This window comes from Halarcobacter sp. (genome assembly GCF_963676935.1).
Lineage (GTDB): Bacteria > Campylobacterota > Campylobacteria > Campylobacterales > Arcobacteraceae > Halarcobacter.
Genome location: NZ_OY781470.1, coordinates 1,030,731 through 1,051,509, shown reverse-complemented (window position 1 = coordinate 1,051,509; position 20,779 = coordinate 1,030,731). Strand labels below are relative to the sequence as shown.

Annotated in this window: 15 protein-coding genes; 10 read left to right on the top strand and 5 right to left on the bottom strand. The window is 27.1% G+C overall.

Annotation, left to right across the window (positions count from 1 at the left end):
- The first annotated feature begins 72 nt into the window (after positions 1-72).
- The 3 genes from ACKU4C_RS05170 to ACKU4C_RS05160 all read left to right on the top strand — a co-directional run bounded on the left by ACKU4C_RS05170 (position 73) and on the right by ACKU4C_RS05160 (position 7,079).
- Complete coding sequence (locus ACKU4C_RS05170) at positions 73-858, top strand: energy transducer TonB (protein WP_321315048.1); 786 nt, start codon at positions 73-75, stop codon at positions 856-858.
- Positions 859-925: 67 nt separating this feature from the next.
- Positions 926-1,852, top strand: coding sequence for a methylenetetrahydrofolate reductase (locus ACKU4C_RS05165; RefSeq protein ID WP_321315046.1), 927 nt, complete (start codon positions 926-928; stop codon positions 1,850-1,852).
- Between the two features lie 952 nt (positions 1,853-2,804).
- Entirely contained in the window at positions 2,805-7,079 is a 4,275-nt protein-coding gene (locus ACKU4C_RS05160) for an ATP-binding protein (protein WP_321315044.1), read from the top strand.
- A gap of 77 nt (positions 7,080-7,156) precedes the next feature.
- On the opposite strand, the gene speB is transcribed toward ACKU4C_RS05160, so the two are convergent.
- Both speB and ACKU4C_RS05150 read right to left on the bottom strand, forming a co-directional pair.
- Positions 7,157-8,008 (bottom strand): agmatinase, encoded by an 852-nt coding sequence (gene speB / locus ACKU4C_RS05155; protein WP_321315042.1) that lies wholly within the window; start codon positions 8,006-8,008, stop codon positions 7,157-7,159.
- Entirely contained in the window at positions 8,009-9,115 is a 1,107-nt protein-coding gene (locus ACKU4C_RS05150) for an FtsW/RodA/SpoVE family cell cycle protein (protein ID WP_321315041.1), read from the bottom strand. It abuts the gene before it with no gap.
- 18 nt (positions 9,116-9,133) lie between these two features.
- Here ACKU4C_RS05150 and ACKU4C_RS05145 point away from each other — a divergent pair, with 18 nt between their 5' ends.
- The 7 genes from ACKU4C_RS05145 to ACKU4C_RS05115 are packed head-to-tail and all read left to right on the top strand — an operon-like array spanning position 9,134 to position 17,200.
- Positions 9,134-10,120 (top strand): RluA family pseudouridine synthase, encoded by a 987-nt coding sequence (locus ACKU4C_RS05145; RefSeq protein ID WP_321315039.1) that lies wholly within the window; start codon positions 9,134-9,136, stop codon positions 10,118-10,120.
- On the top strand, positions 10,068-11,348 hold the full coding sequence (locus ACKU4C_RS05140; RefSeq protein WP_321315036.1) for a hypothetical protein: 1,281 nt from the start codon (positions 10,068-10,070) through the stop codon (positions 11,346-11,348). The genes ACKU4C_RS05145 and ACKU4C_RS05140 overlap by 53 nt, the downstream gene beginning before the upstream one ends.
- Before the next feature lie 3 nt (positions 11,349-11,351).
- Positions 11,352-12,551, top strand: a complete 1,200-nt coding sequence (gene trmB, locus ACKU4C_RS05135; RefSeq protein ID WP_321315034.1) for a tRNA (guanosine(46)-N7)-methyltransferase TrmB — start codon at positions 11,352-11,354, stop codon at positions 12,549-12,551.
- The gene (locus ACKU4C_RS05130) at positions 12,544-13,206 is read left to right on the top strand and encodes an ABC transporter ATP-binding protein (protein ID WP_321315031.1); all 663 of its coding nucleotides are present in this window, start codon (positions 12,544-12,546) and stop codon (positions 13,204-13,206) included. Before trmB ends, ACKU4C_RS05130 begins: the two co-directional genes overlap by 8 nt.
- On the top strand, positions 13,193-14,011 hold the full coding sequence (locus ACKU4C_RS05125; protein WP_321315029.1) for a cell division protein FtsX: 819 nt from the start codon (positions 13,193-13,195) through the stop codon (positions 14,009-14,011). Before ACKU4C_RS05130 ends, ACKU4C_RS05125 begins: the two co-directional genes overlap by 14 nt.
- Entirely contained in the window at positions 14,004-15,302 is a 1,299-nt protein-coding gene (locus ACKU4C_RS05120) for a peptidoglycan DD-metalloendopeptidase family protein (protein ID WP_321315027.1), read from the top strand. The genes ACKU4C_RS05125 and ACKU4C_RS05120 overlap by 8 nt, the downstream gene beginning before the upstream one ends.
- A 56-nt stretch (positions 15,303-15,358) precedes the next feature.
- Complete coding sequence (locus tag ACKU4C_RS05115) at positions 15,359-17,200, top strand: GGDEF domain-containing protein (protein WP_321315024.1); 1,842 nt, start codon at positions 15,359-15,361, stop codon at positions 17,198-17,200.
- A 52-nt stretch (positions 17,201-17,252) separates the two neighbouring features.
- Here ACKU4C_RS05115 and ACKU4C_RS05110 read toward each other — a convergent pair whose 3' ends face one another.
- From ACKU4C_RS05110 to ACKU4C_RS05100, 3 genes are all read right to left on the bottom strand, one after another.
- Entirely contained in the window at positions 17,253-18,440 is a 1,188-nt protein-coding gene (locus ACKU4C_RS05110; RefSeq protein ID WP_321315022.1) for a tetrahydrodipicolinate N-succinyltransferase N-terminal domain-containing protein, read from the bottom strand.
- 62 nt (positions 18,441-18,502) lie between these two features.
- Positions 18,503-20,350, bottom strand: a complete 1,848-nt coding sequence (locus tag ACKU4C_RS05105; protein WP_321315020.1) for a primosomal protein N' — start codon at positions 20,348-20,350, stop codon at positions 18,503-18,505.
- On the bottom strand, positions 20,347-20,778 hold the full coding sequence (locus ACKU4C_RS05100; RefSeq protein ID WP_321315018.1) for a type II secretion system protein: 432 nt from the start codon (positions 20,776-20,778) through the stop codon (positions 20,347-20,349). The genes ACKU4C_RS05105 and ACKU4C_RS05100 overlap by 4 nt, the downstream gene beginning before the upstream one ends.
- Position 20,779: the final 1 nt, after the last annotated feature.

The following is a 20,779-nucleotide window of genomic DNA, read 5'->3' as shown; positions in this document are numbered from 1 at the left end:
CATATATCTAAATATGGATGATAAAAAATTTCTCTTTATTTTTTAAAAGCATTATTCTACTATAATTCCGTTATGAAACCAATTATATATGCTTTTATTTTATCAATTATTTTACACTTACTTATTTTTCTACCTATTGAATTAAAAAAAGAGGAACCTAAAAAGAAAAAAGAGGAAAAAATAGAAAAAAAATCTACTCTTAGGTATGTAAAACTTATGCCTAAAAAAGTTGTTGTCCCTAAAGCAGAACCTAAAAAAGAAATAAAACCTATACCTAAACCTAAAAATTATAAAGTTGTAGAAAAAAAGAAAATAGTTCCACAACAAAAAAAACAACCAATAAAAAAAGCTAAAAAAATCCCCTCTTCTAAACCTAAAAAAGTTGTTAAGAAATTTAAAGCAAAAAAGAAAGTTGCTATTAAACCACAAGAAAAAAGAAAAACTATTCCAAATAGAAGTCTTGAAAACTTTTTGTTAAGTAATCCTGTTCCAGTTGATTTAAATATGCTTGATGTTTTTACTCAAAAACAGATTAAAACTTATGGAGATGAGTATGATAAATTTACAAATGTACAAAAGGTATTTATCCAAAACAATTTAAAGAATATTGTAGTTATTACTAGAAGATATTATAGATTTCCCCCAATTGCAGAAAAACTACAAAAAAATGATTACAATATAGTCGAATTTTATCTTTATCCAAATGGTGATATAAGTGATTTGAGAATAGTTCAAAAAGGAAGATACTCTTTTTATGATAAATCAATTTTAGAAACTATTGAATTTGCATATAAAGATTATCCAAGACCAAAAGTAAAAACTAAAATAAGATTTTTTATTACTTATAGAACATATTGATTTTACACAATTTTAACTATAAAATAAGTAAAATAACAAAATTTTATAAATACTATTAGGATATTGAATGTTAACAGACAAAATTAGGAATAAAGAAAAAGGGATAGTTTTATATGGTATTACACCACCAAAAGTTAACCACACAGAAGAAGAGATAAAAGAGATTGCTAAAAAACATACTGAAAGAATATCAAAACTTGATGTGGATGGTTTAGTACTTTACGATATCCAAGATGAATCAGACAGAACAGATGAAGAAAGACCTTTTCCTTTTATTAAAACTATAGACCCTTGTGAATATTCACACAACTATTTGCAAGATTTGAAAACACCAAGAATTGTATATAGAGCAGTAGGAAACTATAACACTGAAACATTTACAAAATGGCTTGATTTTACAAAAAAAGATGGACAAGTACATTCAGTATTTGTTGGAGCTGCTTCACATGAACAAAAAAATCCTTTAACTCTAAAAGAAGCATATAAACTCAAAAGAGAAGTAAATGACAATCTATGCTTAGGAGGAATTGCTATTCCTGAAAGACATAAGAAAAAAGAGGATGAACATTTAAGAGTTGCATCAAAGATAGAAAACTCTTGTGAGTTTTTTATAACTCAATGTGTATATGATGTTGAAGCATCAAAAATATTTTTAACTGATTATGTAAAATATGTAAAAGAGAACAATCTTCCAATGGTTCCTATTATTTTTACACTAACTCCTTGTGGAAGTAAAAAAACACTTGATTTTATGAAATGGTTAGGGATTAGTATTCCAAACTATTTAGAAGAGGATTTAAAAGAATCAGGAGATATCTTAAGTGATTCTATTTTAATCTCAAAAAAGATTTTTGAAGAGTTATATACTTTTGGATTAAAAAGAGGGATTCCTGTTGGATGTAACATAGAGAGTGTTGCTATTAGGAAAGCTGAGATAGATGCTTCTATTGAGCTTTTGGAGGAAGTAAAAGCTATAATAGAAAAACATTCTTAGGATATAAAAGATAGATTATCTTTTATTAATGAGGAGTTGGACACTCCTCTTAGTCTCTTGTACTCACAGAGGTGAGTACGCTTTCATACTTTTTAATTGTAAAAAGTATGGCAAAAAGCAACCAGACGGTTGTTGAAGCTAAAGTTCCCTACAGTTTTATAATTATTTCCTGACCTGCGGAACGCCTTCCTAAAAGGTACATTCAGTACCTTTTATCCAGTTGAACGGTCCTCGGTCTTTTCCGAAAATAATTAGAAAACTTCCGGCTTCAACAAAGTCTGGACTAAAATACCCTAGCCTTGAACTTTCTCATACTATTTGAGTATTACACAAATCCAAACAAAATGGTACCAAAAAATGAAAAGGTCATTATCCCCTATCCCCGCATTTGAGAAGCCGAGTGTTTATTTATCTCTTTTGAAAACAAGTGACTAAACTGTCTGAAGCGTAAAAAAATGTGCTGGGAGCACATTTTAGCAAGTTTTTAGGCACTCAAAAGGGATAACTAATAAGCGCGAGGGGAGCTTCCGCCTTCGAAACCTGTGGGATGGTTTCTTTGCTACTTTCTTTTTCACAAAAGAAAGTCGGAATAAGTTAAGACGTACAGTAAAAGTTTATTCACACTCAAATATATTGATAATAGTTACACAATAACACAATATAATATATTTATCATATTGCTAAACTATTAAGATTTTCATCCAATAGTCATACAAAATGATAAGATATTAAGGATATACCTTGATAATTTAACATAAAAAATATTCTACTTTTTCTTATATTATTTTGTATTTCACTAAATTTAGACTATTTAAGGCTTAATTGAGTTAATATCTTTACATTTTTAATGTTAAGATATTAGATGTTTTTATATATTATTAATAATTAGTTAGGTTGCATAAATATATTTAAATAAATTCACAAATATTCAATAGGGAATTCAAAAAACAACATGAGTAAATATCAGTTTTTACCATTAAAAGATGAAAAAGAGTTTGAATCTTTAGTTAATGATTTATGTGTAGAAAAGTATGGTATTGAATTTCAAGTCTATGGAAGAAAAGGTCAGAAACAAAATGGTATAGATGGACTCTCTTTTTCTAAAGACGAAAAACAAATAGTTTACCAATGTAAAAATAAAATAATTGCTAGGGATGATAAAAAGATTCAAGCAGAACTTTTAGATGATATTGATACTGAAGTAAAGTCAGCTAGTGCTGAATTCTCTAATATTGATACTTTCATTTTCGCAAATTCATTTAAACAAGACACAGTTTTACAAGACAAAGCAACAGACTTAACTATACAATATGGATTTACAGTTATTGTATGGAGTTGGGAAGAGATTGAAGGTTTACTTGAAAAACATTGGGATATTGCTAAACAGCATTATCCAGAGATATTTGATAAAAATATATTATCAGAAAGTGATATTAAACATAAGTTTCAAGAAAACTCTGTGACATTGCTTTCTTCTGAAAGTTTATATATTGAAAATAGTTTTATTGAAATGCCTGAAATTAATCAAATAACTGATTTTATAAATAGTGAAAATTTTGATGATAAATTACTAGTTTTAACTGGCAAAGCAGGTATTGGTAAAACAGCAATATTAAGTAGAATACAAAGTAGTTTTATAAAAAATCAAACAGCCTGTTTAAGCATTAAAAGTGATCAGTTTGAGATAGAGAATAAAAAGTCATTATCTACATTTTTTGGGGTGAATGACATTTTACTTTCTATAAAAAAGTTAGCAAGAAAAGAAAAAGTCATTGTTTTAATAGACCAGCTTGATGCTCTATCTTTAACAATGTCATCAAATAAAAAAGTGATTAACATAATCTTAGAATTCATAGAACAGTTAAAATATATTTCAAATGTGAAAGTAATTGTTTCTATTAGAGAATATGACTTAAAAAACGATCCCTTGTTTAAAAATTTAGATGGCACAAACATTATAAATACACAGCTATTAGATTTTGACTATGTTAGTAACAAACTAAAATCTTATGTCAAAGAGTCTACAAAATTAAATAACACTTTGGTCGAATTACTAAGAACACCTTTACATTTTTCAATTTTTATAGAGCTATACCCTAACGATAACAGTTGTATATCTATTAAAACTTTACAAGATTTATACAGAAAATTTTGGGAACAAAAAATTCAAGATAGAAGTTTAGATAAAACTTTGAGACAAAATACTGTTGAATTATTAAAATCAATAGTTCATAGGATGAATGAATTAAATAAAATAGAAGTTCCTAAGTTATATTTTGAAGATGAATTTGAGGATGAAATTGCTCTTTTATTGAGTAGAGGTATTTTAAAAGAGGAAAATAAAAAAATATCTTTTTTTCATCAAACTTTTTATGATTATGTATTTGCAAGGGATTTTGCACAAAAAGATATGTCTCTATACGAATATATATTAACAACTACTCAAGACTTAACTATAAGGGAACAGTTTAAACAGATTATTCAATTTTTAAGAGGGACAGATGAGGATAAATACTTGTCTGAACTTGAAAATATACTCTATTCAGATGAAATAAGATTCCATATTAAACTCTTATTAATCTCTTATCTTGGAAGCATAGAAAGTCCTACTGTTGAAGAGTTTACTTTTATTCAAAAACTTTTTAAAGATAAACCAGATTATGAAAAATACTTTATTGAGAGCTGGATATCCTCTGATTGGCTAATCCATTTAAAAGAAGCAGGTTTTTTTAATACTGAAAATTTTAAAAAGTACAACCTACAAAATAGATTAGAAACTTTTGTAAATAAAGAAACAGATTTGGTTTTTGACATATTAGATAATTGCCAATGTGAAGAGAAAATAAAAAATGTTTCAATACTCAATAGTTTAAATAGATTAGATAACTGGAGTAACACAAGTTTTAAAATATTGAAAAAATATAATAGCTTATTATATGAAGGCGATATTCATTATTATGACTTGAAAAAGCTTTATAAAAGAATCTACCTACTAGATCAAAAATACTCAATTAACTTATTTTTCAATTATTTGAATAATCGTATTGAGGAAGTAGATGACCATGATAAAAAAGAGTTATTAGACCATGATTGGTATGAAATATTTGAATTTTTATTGGAACAAAAAGAGATAGATATATTACAAAGGCTTTTAGAATCAATCCAAAAAATCAGTAATAAATTTAAAAGTGAATACTCTAAAAAAGACTTTTTAATTACTGACAATATATTTGATTCTGGTATGTGGCAACATGAAAATTTATATACAGTATGGAATTTGTATTTAAAAACACTAAAAAAAGTTTCTCAGTTAGCTATAGATGACAAGGACAGTTTTTTAGAACTTATCAAGCCCTATCAAGATACTCATTATCTTGCACTCATTACATTTCTTATATTTGGATATTCTAAAGACCCTAAAGAATATAAAAATGAAATTTTGGACTTATTTACAAATGTAAAGCTTTTAGAAGAATTATCCTTTAGGCAAGATGACGGATATAAATTTGCATTATTATTAAAGAAGTCGTTTAGACTATTTGATGAAAAAGAACAAAAAGAAATCTTAAATTCAATTATACAAGTGAATCCAGAATTTGAAAATAGTTACTATCCAGGTAGATGTCATGGTACATATAAAGGCGAACAAAAATATAAACTTCTATATCAACTTGAAATAGATGATATAAAAAAATTTGGTTATTTTAAAAAATATCAAGAACTACAAAGAAAGTTTCATTGGTATAAACTTGAAAAACCTCATAAATCAAATAATGGCTGGGTTGGAACACCATTAAGTAGTGATGTTTACTCAAAAATGAGTTTGAGTAATTGGCTTCAATCAATGAACGTATTTGATGGTACTCAATCAAGAAAAGATAAAGGCTTTCACTTACGAGGTGGTAAAACTGAACATCATAGGCAATTTGAAAAAGATGTTACAGAAAATCCAGATAAGTTTTTTGATTTTTTATTACAGTTGAAATCTAAAAATATTCATCCTGATTATTTATCTGCTGGATTAAGCGGACTTATAGCATCAAATTATAACGAAGAAAAAGTATTACAAATAATTCATTTGTATTCAGATATTGATGATAAATGGTTAAAACGAACTATACTCAAAGCTATAAAATACTTGATTAGTAAAAATAAATTTGATGTGAGTTTATTAGATATTTTAGAATCTAATAAAGATATAAAATATAAAGGTTTAGTGAGGGATACAACTAAGTTTCAAACTATACATGACCACATGTCTAGCTCAATAAATTCTTTTGAAGGCGATTTTGCAGAATTATTGCCTTTAGTTTATAAATATGTATTTGAAGATGAAAATGCTAAAAAGAGAGTTTTAGACCTTATTAAGGATGTTATCGCAAAAAATATTGACTTTGTAATATTTGGCTTACTAAGAACGATAGGCAATATCGAATCTGTTGATAAATCCTTATTTACAAAGCTCTTGGTTGATTTAATTGAAAAAGATAAAATAGGACAAGTGGCAATTTATTCATTGCAAAATTTTCATTATCTATATATGAATAAATTTGTTTCTAAAGAAGAAGTGGTAGTTTATATCAGAAAATGTATATCTTTTGCAAAAGTTGTAAAAGATAGAGAAGATTCAAGCTACATTAATAATTTGGGAATGTATTTATATTTTTACTATTTAAATGAAGATGATGGGATTTTTGAGAAACTACTTAATGAAGCAATAGATTCAAACCCCCAAGTTATTCATGGAGTGTTACATCAAATTTTTGAACAAGAAATACATTCAAAAGACAAAGAAAAAATTGAAAAATCAAAACAGATTATTCTAAGATTTAAAAACAATGAAGAAAATGACTATTTTTATACATTGGATTTAGTCAAAATGAATGGATTAAATTTTATTCAAGATGATTTTGAATTTGTAAAAAGTTTAGCATCATCTATTCATATAAAGAAAGATGTAAAAAGTTTTATTGAGTATCTTCAAAATGAATATCATGCAGATACAAATATTGCTGAAAAAATATTTGAACTTTTGGAAGAACTGATACAAAAAATAGATTCTTCGAAAGAGACTGGATATTATGATTCAAGACCATTAATTGAGTTTATTTTAGAACTTAATACAAGAACTAAATCTGATGAACAAAAAGTAAAGATTTTAGATTTAATTGATAAGTTTTTAATAAATGACACACTTAGATTTAGTACTAAATCAGCTATTGAATAGGATTAAATAAGAAATGGAGAAAATCAACCTAGCAAAGAACAGTTAAACTGTCGGTGAAGTCAACCGTTATTCCACAACTATTTAACAGTAGCCAAAACAAGCTCCCTTAAAGTCTTACAAGCAACAGCTGTAGAAACCCCACTCGCATCATATTTTGGACTTAGCTCTACCACATCCATCCCTACTACATTTTCAAGTCTACTTAATATAGAGATTATCTCCATCATATGGTGAAAATTTATTCCACCTGGTTCTGGTGTTCCTGTTCCTGGGAATACTGCTGGATCAAATACGTCTAAATCTATTGTTATATATACTGGTTTGTCTTTTATTCTTCTAACACATGATTCTAAAGTGTTGTATGTAAACTTTTCTAAGTGAGTATGTTTTTTTGCCCATTCAAACTCCTCTTTTAGTCCACTTCTTATACAAAATTGATTTACATTTCCATCACCTACTTGGTCATATATTCTTCTGATTACTGTAGCATGACTTAATGCTTCACCTAAATAGTCTTCTCTTAAATCTGTATGTGCATCAAAGTGAATTATGTTTAAATCTTTATATTTTTTACTTAGTGCTTTTACAGGGGCTAGTGAAACTAGGTGTTCTCCACCTATCATAATTGGAATTTTTCCTGCATCAATTATCTCTTGAGTTTTTTCTTGAATCATTCTAAGGGCATTTTTCTTATCCCCAAAAGGGAGTTCTAAATTACCATAATCAAACAGTTTTATATCTTCTAAATCCTTATCAAGATATGGGCTATAACTTTCTAAACCCCATGAATCTTCCCTCATGGCACTAGGTGCAAATCTAGCTCCCGGTTTAAATGATGTTGTTCCATCAAAAGGTGCTCCAAATAGAACAGCTTTTGATTCTTCAAAACTATCCTCAAAACCAATAAAACAAGATAATTGAGCTTCCACTTATAATCTCCTCTCAAAACTATACATATCCATAAATCTAAAAGCTAATAGATTTTCTAAAATAGCAAATAGTACTATAAAATTTATAAAAGAACTTCCACCATATGAAAACATCGGTAAAGGCAAGCCTACAACAGGTGCATAACCAATCACCATCAAAATATTTACACTCATATTTAGAAAAATCAATAGTCCTAATCCGGAGGCAAAACTACGTATTACAAAATCATCTTTAAAATAATAATTCAAGGACAAGAGGTGTAAAATCAATAAAGCATATATTACAATTAATCCAAATGCTCCTAAAAATCCATATCTTTCTACAAAATAAGCAAAAATAAAATCACTTGTTGCAATAGGTAAAAATTTTAATTGTGATTGGGTTGCATCTTCTGCATCTTTACCTAACAATCCACCATTTCCAATTGCAATAATTGATTGTTGTACTTGATAACTTGGTTTTTCTGATAAAAAGTCTTTTATCCTTTTTTTCTGATAATCTTTTATCATATAGGTATAAATCAAAGGTGAAGCAAGTCCTATTACTAAAAATATACCTGCCCAAATTTTCCAATTTACTCCAATAATAAATAAAATTCCATATCCAACTAATAATAAAACTAAAGCTGTACCTAAATCAGGCTCTTTTGCTATAAGAAAAAATGGTAAAAGGATAAAAAAAGAAAAATAAACAAAATCTTTAAAGTTATATCCACTCTCCTCAGGTTGTCTATTTTGTATTAGATGCCCTAACATAAGTATAAATACTGGTTTAAATAGTTCACTTGGTTGTATTGTCATGCTCATCAAAGGAAGACTTAACCATCTTTTTGCTCCAAGTTTAGTAACGCCCCAAAACTCTACAGCTAAAAGTAAAAAAATACCAATCCAATAAAGTAAAGGTATTATTCTTATATTTCTTCTAATAGGCAAGATAAAAACAACAATAAAAGCTATAAGTGATATTGAGAAATATATTAATTGTTTATTTGCAAGGGTAGTATTAGTTTCACTAATCAAATTATATGAAAGTAATACCAAAGGTAGTATAAATATAATAAGTAAATAATCAAAATGAGATATAATTCTTTTATCAAATAAACGCATATGAAAGAGTACCCAAAAATGTATAAAAATTTTATTGTTTTAGAAGCAAATAGATTAGATAAATTTTTAACTTTACATATTGATGCTTCAAGAAATCAAATTGAACAACTTATTAAAAAAGATTTTGTAAAAGTTGATGGCAAAACTATATCAAAACCAGGTATTAAATTAAAACCAAATCAAGAGGTTGAAGTAAATTTTCCTGAAGCTGTTTTTGAAAATGTAAAAGATGAAGAGTTTATAAAAGAATCATTAAAAGATAAAAAGATAGATATTATCTATGAAGATGACTATATATTAGTGGTAAATAAACCATATAATTTAACAGTGCATGATGCCCCAAGTGTCAAAGATGCTACCCTAGTTGATTGGCTAAAACTCAAGAATATAGCTTTATCAACAATTAGTGGAGAAGAGAGACATGGTATTGTTCATAGACTAGATAAAGGTACTAGTGGAGTGATGGTTGTAGCAAAAACAAATGAAGCTCATGTAAATCTTTCAAAACAACTTGAAGATAAAAGTATGGGAAGATATTATCTAGCGATACTTGATTTACCTCTCAAAGATAATATAATAATTGAAAAACCAATTGCAAGAAACCCTAACAATAGATTAAAAATGGCAATAGTTGAAAATGGCAAAAATGCAAAATCTGCCTTTGCAAAAATTGAGACTTCAAATAATGAAAAAAGTGAGTTAATCGCTTGTAAACTTTTCACAGGAAGAACTCATCAAATAAGAGTTCATCTAAGTTCGATAAATAGGCATATATTAGGGGATAATTTATATGGATTTAAGGGCGAATTAAATAAAATAAATAGATTTTATTTGCATGCATATATTTTATACTTAATTCACCCAATTACAAATGAAAAAATGAGCTTCAAAGCTAAGCTTAGTGATGATATGCATCAATACCTAATAAATAATTTTGATATGGAGAAGATTAATGACAAAATTGATGAAACTAACATCATTAGCAACTTTGATTTTATTAGTTAGTGGTTGTAGCTATAAAAATAAATTAAATGAACCTCAAAAACCAAAAATTGATGAAACACTAGAAGTTGTAGATTCAAGTTCAGTAAGATCAATTGCAGATATAAACTCTATTGCATTTGAGTGGAGAAAAGTTGATGACCCAAGAGTTGTAGGTTATCATTTTTACAGAGCAAATATGCAAAAAGATGGAACTAAATTAAAGCATATTGATACAATTGAAAATAGATATACTACACACTATGTTGATGAAGACTTGGAACCAAATACAAAATATGTTTATAAAATTTCTGCTGCTACAGATGGTGAAGTTGAATCAAAAACAACTAATGATTATGTAGTTTCAACATTACCTTTAATGGAGGGTGTATCTTTTATCCAAGCAATTTCCAATCTTCCAAGACAAATAAAAATTATATGGAGACCACACTCAAACGAAAGAGTAAATGGATATAAAGTAGAAAGAAGTTCACCAGAAACTAGTGAGTGGGAAGTTTTAACAACAATAGATGGAAGATTACAAGCTGAATATATTGATATGGATTTAGAAGACAATGTAATATACCAATATAAAATTACAGCTTTAACTTATGATGATTTAGAATCAATGCCAAGTAAAATTGTACAAGCACAAACTAAACCTTTACCTGAAAGTGTATTAAAAGTAACAGCAACTAGAGACCTACCTAGAAAAATATCTATTACGTGGGAAGCTTCAAAATCTTCTGATGTAATTAAGTACAACATATACAGAAGTAATAATGCAACTAGTGGTTTTGATAAATTACATGTAGTAAATGCAAATACTTTTAATTATGATGATTTTATAAACGAAGATGGAAAAGTTTATTTTTATAAAATAAGAGCTGTTGATAAAGATGGTTTAGAAAGTAGTGAACATGTAAATTCTGTGATGGGGTCTACACTAGTTAAATTAAGAAAACCAATTATGACTTTAGCACAAATTCAAGGTCAAAAGGCAATTTTAAATTGGCAACCAGGAGATAATAGAGCAGTATCTTATACAGTATACAAAACAGTAAAAGAGACTTTTTTCAAACAAAAAACTACTAAATTTGAGAATATAAAAGCTCTAAGATTTGAAGATGCTGATATTGCAAGAGGTGTAGAGTATAGCTACTCTGTACAAGCAGTTGATGAAAATGGAATTGTTTCAGAAATAACAAATAACACAGAATTGGTGTTACCAAAATTACAAGAGAAAAATTAATATATGCCGCATATAGTTTTTGATAAATATAAAAAAGAATTAGTAACGCCATCAAAATTCAATAATATCTCTTTTGATTTTGTTGCAAAGTCTTACAACTTTACACAAAAGAAAAGAAATCCAGAATATAAAATAGCAGTTACAAACAATAATAAAGAGTTTTTCCTAACTCTTAAATCAAAAGATGAGAGTTTACTTTTAAAAGCAGATAAAGTCACAAGAGTTACTCCTGTACAGATTGTTAAAGATGCAATAAATTCTTATGCAGAGACAGTAGAGGCTAACGTAGTTTTTAGTAATACTCAAAACTTTAATCAAAAAGTTAAACCTGACCAAGAAAACTTAAAAGATATTGATTTTTTCGTTAATGACTTTCAAACAGATAAAGAGATACAAATTGAGATTGGTTTTGGTAGTGGACGACATCTTTTACATCAAGCAAAAGAGAATCCAGATATTCAGTTTATTGGATTAGAGATTCATACACCATCAATTGAACAACTATTAAAACAATTAACTATACAAAAAATAGAAAATGTTTTAGTTGTAAATTATGATGCAAGACTTTTTATGGAATTTATCAATTCAAATAAAGTTGGAAGAATATTTGTACATTTTCCTGTACCTTGGGATAAAAAACCACATAGAAGAATATATTCTAATGCTTTTATAAATGAGGCTTTAAGGGTATTAAAAATTGGTGGGACTTTAGAATTAAGAACAGATAGTAGAAAATATTTTGATTATTGTACTGAACTTTTAACTAACCTTCCTAAAGGTAAAATAGAAATTGATATAAACAAAGATTTAAAAGTTTCAAGTAAATATGAAGATAGATGGAAAAAGCAAGGAAAACATATTTATGATGTAACTCTTTATTGTGATAATTTAGATGAAGATATTAGTCTTGAGTATGATTTTAGTTTTAATAAAGAGATTGAGTTTTCTAAAATAATCAAAAATATTTGTACAAAGGCAATAGTCGAAGAGGATTACTTTATACATATTGAAGATATTTTTATTATTGAAGATAAAAGAGATTCGGGACTTATTCAGGTTACCTATGGAAGTTTTGACAGACCTTTAAATAAATATATTTTAATAGATGAGAAAAAAGCTAAATATTTTCAGGATACACCTCTACCTACAAGTGCAAATATAAAAGCTCACAATAAATTAAAAGAGATATTGCAAGATGATTGAAGCTAAAAATATATATCTCTCTTATGATGAAAATAAATACATTATAAAAAAAGGTAATTTTTCAGTAAAAGAAAGAGAGTTTATATTTATTGGTGGGACAAGTGGTAGTGGTAAATCTACGCTTTTAAAATCATTTTATGGAGAGATTCCTTTAAAACATGGAAGTTTAAATATAGCTGGACAAGAGGTATTTGGAATAAAAGGAAAACCTCTTAGACGTTTAAGAAAAGATATTGGAATTATTTTTCAAGATTATAAACTTATAAAAGAGTGGACAATTGAAGAAAATATTATGATTCCTCTTAAAATCAATGGATATTCAAGTGATGTTTCAAAAGAACAAGCAATTAAACTTCTAACCCACGTAAAATTAGCCCATAGACAAGGGTATTATCCAAATGAACTAAGTGGTGGAGAGCAACAAAGAGTTGCAGTGGCACGTGCACTAGCTCATAATCCAAAAATCATAATTGCTGATGAACCAACAGGGAACCTTGATGATTATTCAGCTGAAGTGGTATGGAATCTTTTAAAAGGTGCAAATGAACAGTTGGGTATTACAGTTGTTGTTGTAACCCATAGAGTTCCTAAAAACTTTGGTATTAGATTTAAACAACTCTCTATAGAAGATGGTATTATTTATGAAGTTTCTTAAAAACACTTTTGCTTTTATAATACCATTAACAGCGATGTTAATCTCTTTTATTATTTATATTTTTGCTACAAATATTCTTAATAACTATAAAAAAACAATTGCTGATGATTATTCAATTGTAATAATCACAAATACGCCTTTAATAAAAGAAAATATTAGCCAATTAGCTAATATAAAAGTTGATAAGATTATTACACTTCAAAATGATAAAATTATAAAAAATATAAGTTCAAGTTTATCTAGTACTTCAGTTGATTTATTAAAAAGAAAACTTCCACATTTTTATAAAATAAAACTAGAAGTTTTTCCAACAACAAGTGAATTAGATAGTATTAAAAATGAACTTTATGAAAATAAAAATATAAGAAAAGTAGAAATATTTTCTAAAAATCACAATAGTATCTATCTTCTGCTTCTTCTGCTTAGTCAAATAAGTATGATACTTTTTTCTATTATTACTATTTTTGCAATTATTATGATTTCAAAACAAATAAGAATTTGGTTTTATGAACATCATGAAAAAATTACAATTTTAAAGTTACATGGTGCCTCTATTTTGTATAGTTCTGCAACTATATTGAAATATGCTATATTTAGTTCTCTAATATCATTTTTTGTAGTTTCAGCAATTTTTATATATTTAGTTGGAAATATAGGAATTATATTACCTGATGATTTAGAAAACATTGTTTTAGTTACACTCACAATAGAAGATTCACTTATGAAGATATTTCTTCTATCGTTTGGTATTTCTATATTAACTATAATTGGTGTACTTTTAAAATATAAAATGAAACATGACTAAATTTTTATTTATTTTTATTTTAATTATCTCTTTTTTAGATGCATCTACTAAAACTATTGATAAAAAAATTGAAAAAAATAAACAAATATTGGAAAAAAATAAAAGTAAACAAGAAAAAGCAGATATTCAAGTTAAAATATTAGCAAAACAAATCTCTAATCAAAATCAAGAATTAAGTAAATTAGAAAAAGTTATTGATATTGTAAATAATGATATTAAAAAACATCAATCACAATTAGAAGATGCTAAAAAATCTTTAGGCAATCTACAAGAAGATTCAAAATCTTTAATGAAAAAAAGAGAAGATAATGAAAAACAAATCATAAAAGTTATAATAGATGATTTTTCCTCTTCTATTGCACTTAAACTTGCAGGGGAAAGTAATCTTAAAGAATTAGTAGATTCAGAAATATATTCAATACTTTCACAAAACTCAAAAGATGAAATACTTAAACTAAATAATAGCTATGAGCTTATTACACAAAATAAAAAAGAAAATCAAAAACGTATTAAAAAAATATCTGCATATATTGAAGATAGGAAAAAGAAAAAAAATGAACTAAATATTTTAAAAAAGAAATACTCTAAATCTTTAGTTAGCCTAGAAAAAAAACATAAAGAATACCAAGCTGAATTAAAAAAGACTGTACAAAAACAAGAATCTCTAAAAGACCTTTTAGGTAGACTTAATATCTTAAAAAAAGAAGAATTAGAAAAAGAAAGAAAAGCTAGAATAGCAAAAGCTAGAAGACTTGCAAAACAAAAAAAGAAAAAAAGAAAAAGTTCTTCAAAAAAAGATTATACTTTAGATGAAGAGGCTAGAAATAGTAAATATGCAAATGACATTGATATAGATGTTAGAATGATTGGTTCATCAACTTCTGGTATAAAAATGACAAAATATAGAGGAAGAAAAACAATCGCACCTTTAGATTCATTTAATGTAGTTAAAAAGTTTGGTAAATATTTTGATCCTGTATATAAGATTGAGCTTTTTAATGAGTCAATTGTATTAAAAACAAAAAAACCCCAGGCAAAAGTAAAAGCAATATTTAATGGTAAAATAGTATATGCAAAGAAAGATGCTGGTATGCTAGAAAATGTAGTGATAATCCAGCATAAAGATGGATTACACACAATATACTCACATTTAGATCAAATATCACCATCTTTAAAAGTTGGTCGTTGGATAAAAAAAGGTTATGTTGTAGGAAGAGTAAATGATACACTTACTTTTCAAGCTACAAAAAATGAAAAACACGTAAATCCTAAAGACTTATTTAGAATATAAAAATAAGCTATTAAGAAAAATTATAATAAAATAATATTCTTAAAGGTATTTATAATATGAGTCGAAATATAATCTTAAATTCTGTTTTAATGGTAATTGCATTATCTATCTCAATTACTGCATTAAGTTTATACAACTTAAGAAGTGCAGGTATTAAATCAGCAATTCATAACGCTGTTTCTATTTCTGAAGCTGTAAAAAGTGGATTAACTTCACATATGGTTAATGGAAATATGGATCAAGTTGGAACTTTTATCCAATCAATATCAAATATGAAAAATGTTAATAAACTTTGGATATCAAGAAGTGATCATGTTAATGAACAATTTGGTAATGTAAGAGATTTACCACAAGATGATATTGATAAAAAAGTATTAAATAGTGGTGAGATGTATTATGAACTTGATGAATCAATAACCCATACAACTGTTAGGGTTACTATTCCATACAATGCCATAGCTGAAAAAGGGATTGATTGTTTACAATGTCATAATGTAAAACAAGGAACAACCTTAGGTGCTGTGTCACTAGTTTTAGATATAAGTACACTAAAAGAGATAGGAATTGAATCTATTTATATCGTTTCTGTATTTATTCTACTGACGATTATATTCTTCTTAATTTATAATAAAAAATATATAATGCCATATTTTAGACTATATGAACTATTTAAATCAAATATATCAAATGCAACACAAGGTATATTTGATAAAATTGATGCACCAAAAGAGTTGTCAAATGATATTATTCATATTACAAATGATTATAATAATCTACTTGAAATTTTTAAAGATACAACAAGTGATATTGATAAAAAACTACAAGTTTATACAGGATTTAAAACTTCAAATATACAAAGAAATCCTTTAATAGAATCTAAAGAGATTATCGATAACTTATCAAATCTTTTTGAATACAAAAAACAAATCGAATTTGATAGTACTTTAGATGAAATCTACTGTAGACTAAAACAAGTTATGATAAATAGATTTGACTTAGAAAATTTTACTTTTGTTGAAATAGATGTAGCAAAACATAAAATGAGAAAAGTTATTGAGTATGGTGATTCTTTTTATTGTGAAAAAACTATGACTAGTACACCTGAATTGTGTAGATGTGCTAGAACTAAACACGATGTAGTATCTATTGATTTTCATAATAGTTGCCAATATTATACAAACACGGAAAAATTCTATTATTGTATAAATATTGATATTTCAAAAAGTCATTATCTAATTATTCATATCACATGTGATACAAAAGAAAAACTAGAAAAATTAAAAGAAAAAGTTACATTTATCAAAAGTTATTTAACTGAAACTGCTCCCGTAATAGAAGTTAAATTATTAATGGCAGTATTAAAAGAATCTGCATTTAAAGATGGACTAACTGGTTTATATAATAGAAAATTTTTAGAAGAACACTCTAAAAAGCTTCTCCCTCAAATAAAAAGAGAAAATGGAAATATTGGTATCTTAATGCTTGATATGGACCACTTTAAAGCTGTAAATGATGAATATGGCCATGATATTGGGGATTTAGTATTAAAAGAATTAGCTCAAATACTAGAAGATACAGTTAGGGAATCAGATATTGTTGTTAGATATGGTGGTGAAGAGTTTATTGTACTTCTTGTAAATATTAAATCTGAAGAGGATGCTTTAAATGTGGCACAAAAAATTGCCCAAAGAGTTAGAGAAAATGAGATTGATGTTTATGCAGGAAGTAAATTGAAAAAGACTGTAAGTATTGGTTTATCTATGTATCCTCAAGACTCAACAAAACTAGATACAGTAATTAAAAATGCTGATATAGCACTTTATGAAGCTAAAAATAGTGGTAGAGATAAAGTAGTTAGATTTAAAGAGGAACAAGTTACTAGTGTAGATCTATTTTAATCTACACTAATCAAAAAAGATATAAAAGGTTTTCACCTTTTATATCTTTTTACTAGTGAAGGTCAGCGTTAAGTTTAACTTCTCTAGTACTTCTCATAGCAATAATTTGCCCTGTAACAGAGTTTTGTCTAAAGTGAACTCCATTTACTCCTAAGAAGTCCATACCTCTCATAAGTGTTTTAATCTCTTTATCTGGATTAATCTCAGCAATTGCTGCTACAGCTTTTTCAGAAAGAGTAATTTTTGTTCCTGGTAAGATTGTTACACCTGCATCTAAAATACATCCATCACCAATAGCTGTACCAGTACAAGAGTTAGCACCAAGAAGTGTATTCTCACCAATAGAAACAGGTACACCATCAGTTCCAGAAAGAACACCAAGAATAGAAGCTCCTCCACCAACATCTGAACCAGCTCCAACTACAGCAGAAGAAGAGATTCTTCCCTCAACCATTACTGAACCTTCAGTACCAGCATTAAAGTTAATATATGCAGCACCAGGCATAACTGTTGTTCCAGCTGCCAATTGAGCACCAAATCTAACTTTACTAGTTTCTAAAATTCTTGTATTATCAGCAGGAATTACATGAGATAAAAATCTTGGGAACTTATCAACCATTGTAACTTCTGGATATTTACCACTTAATTTTAGTGAAATCTCATTCTCTCTTAACCAATCTAATTCAATAGGTTCATTTCCAACCCATGCACAATTGTGAAGTGCTCCAAAAATACCATTTAAATTAAGTGATCTAAGAGCAGCTTTTCCAGTTGAAAGTGCATATAGTTTTAAATATGCAGCTTCTACAGACTCAACTGTTTCATCAGCGAAAATAAATACAATCTTATAATCATCACCAGAAAAACCTGTATCTATAGGTAATGAAGCTAATTGTGAAACAACTTGAACATTTCTATGCTCAGATCCTTTTGCTTCTGGAATATATGGTCTAAAAACTTCAATACAAGAAGTTAAAAATTCATCACTTACACTACATACAAATTCAGACTTTGAAGTATCTACTTCAACACCTGATTCTTTTAATGCATTTAAGAAAACTGCTGCTGAACCATAATTTTCTTTCCAGTTTACTACAGGATAAGTAGCTTGTAGAATTTTATCTTTATTTAATTGTCCTCTATCAACTCTTGCAATACCAAAACCTAAAGGTTCTTTATACCAAGGTTGAGATTGAATCTCTTCAATTTTATTTTTAAAATCATCTTTTGTAAATGCCATAACTTTTCCTTATAAAATTTTGAGGCTGATTATACTCAAATTTGTCATAAAAGCTTCTAAACCTAAAAGTTAGTATCCATATCAATAGTTGCCATAGAAGAATCAATACTATGTAAAGCAGTTAATAGAGCTTTTATATTTGAAGAGCGTAAAATAATCTCATATCTATATTTATTTGCCAACTTAAAAATTGCACTTTGTCCAAAGCCTACTACTTCAATATTCTCAATCTTTTTCAAAATCTTTATATATTTATCCATTTCATCTTTTACTTTTAAACCATTTGAATGGGCAAATAATACTTTTGCCATCTTTAAAAATGGAGGATAAAGCTCTTCTCTAAACTCTAATTCACTAGATAAAAACTCTTCATAATCACAATCATTCATATAAAATTCAAAGAAGTCTTGATTTTGCGTTTGAACTATTACTTCACCTTCACCTTTTCTTCCACTTCTTCCAGCTATTTGTATAAGTAAAGACAAGGCTCTTTCCCTTGATTTATAAGAGTTCATATTTAAAACAGCATCAATTCCTAAAACAACTGCTAATTTAACATTGTGATAATCATGCCCTTTTGAAAGCATTTGTGTACCAACTAAGATATCTATTTTATTGTTGTTAAAATCATTTAACACAGATTTTAGTTTTGTATCTGTTTTTATCTCATCTCTATCAAATCTTTTTATAGATTTTTCTGGAAATAACTCTTTTAATCTCTCTTCTATCTCTGCTGTACCAACTCTTAAATTATGTATTACCCCAGTATTACAAGAGGGACAGGTTTCAGGTATTTTTTGTGTGTATCCACAATAATGGCACTTTAAGGCTAAATCATTTTTATGTAAACTCATTGATACTGAACAAAAAGGACACTCTACAGATTTTCCACAATCTGTACATATTTGATATTTAAAATTTGCTCTAGTAGGTAAAAATACAATTACCTGATTTTCATTGTTTAAAGTTGAAGCTATTTTATTGATAATCTTAGGAGATAATTCTAAAGAGGAATCATCAAATAAAATCCTTTTTTTAGTTTCATAAAATGTTTGTTTTAATCTATAATATGGAATTTTATGGAAAGAAGAGATAGAAGCTGTAGCACTTCCTAATATAAGTCTTAAATCATATTTTTTAGCAATATATAAAGATAAATCTTTTGCATTGTATCTTGGTTTACTATCACTTTTATAAGACTCATCATGCTCTTCGTCAACAACTATTAATTTTAAATCCTTAAAAGGTAAAAAAAGTGCGGATCTTGCTCCTGCTATTAACTTTATTTTATTTGTATAAACACCTTCTAATATTTCATTTTTTCTTTTTTTAGATACTTTAGAGTGCCATATTGCAACATTTTCACCAAAAACTTTTTCTAATCTATTTTGCATTTGAGGTGTTAGGGAAATTTCAGGCATAAGAAGTACTGCATTTGATCCACTATTTAAAATTTTTTCTATAGTTTTTATATAAATTTCTGTTTTACCACTACCAGTATTTGCAAAAAGCAAAGCTTGTTTTTTCTCTTCACAAAAGTCGAAAGCTTTTTGCTGTTCAGTAGATAATTGTATATTTGAGTTATAATTAATCTCATCATTTATATATTCTATCTCTTTGTTATATGGGGTAAAAATGCTTAATGCCTCACCTAAAGAACAAACATAATACTGAGAGATAAATGTTGAGATTCCAATCATCTTGTCATTATAAAAGTATTTAGTAATCTCAAGTATATCATTACATTTAAAAGATGGCTTTTCAACATTTTTAATAACTACAGCTTCACATAAGTTTTTTCTATTTCTTATTGAAACTAAAACTTTTGAACCAATTTCTAGTTGTTCATCACTCTGATAAGTTAATGGTGACTGAGGAGATTTTAATATAACAAGTTCATAATAATTCATTCATAACTCACACATAATTCTTTATCACTTTTACATACAAAACTGTTATTTTCAAAAGTAAATTCTAAATATTCATCATTTGAGATATAAATTATATATCTATTTGATGAAGTTTTTATCCACTTTCCTAACTCTTTTTTGTCTTCACTTGTTGAGATTAAAGGAAAATCCAAAATATTTTTAAAAAGTAAACTTCCTTCTAGATTAACACTCTCTTTATCTAAATATATATTTTCATCTTTATTTAGTAAAACATTGGAGCTAATTTGTTTACTTATTCCGTTTCTAATAAGTGCAATTTCTGATTTAACTTTTGTTTTATTAGCAAATTCCGAAGAGTCATCAAATTTTGACAAAATAAATACAGATAATATTGAGATAACTACAAGTACTAATATTAATTCAATTAGTGAAAAAGCTTTCCTCATA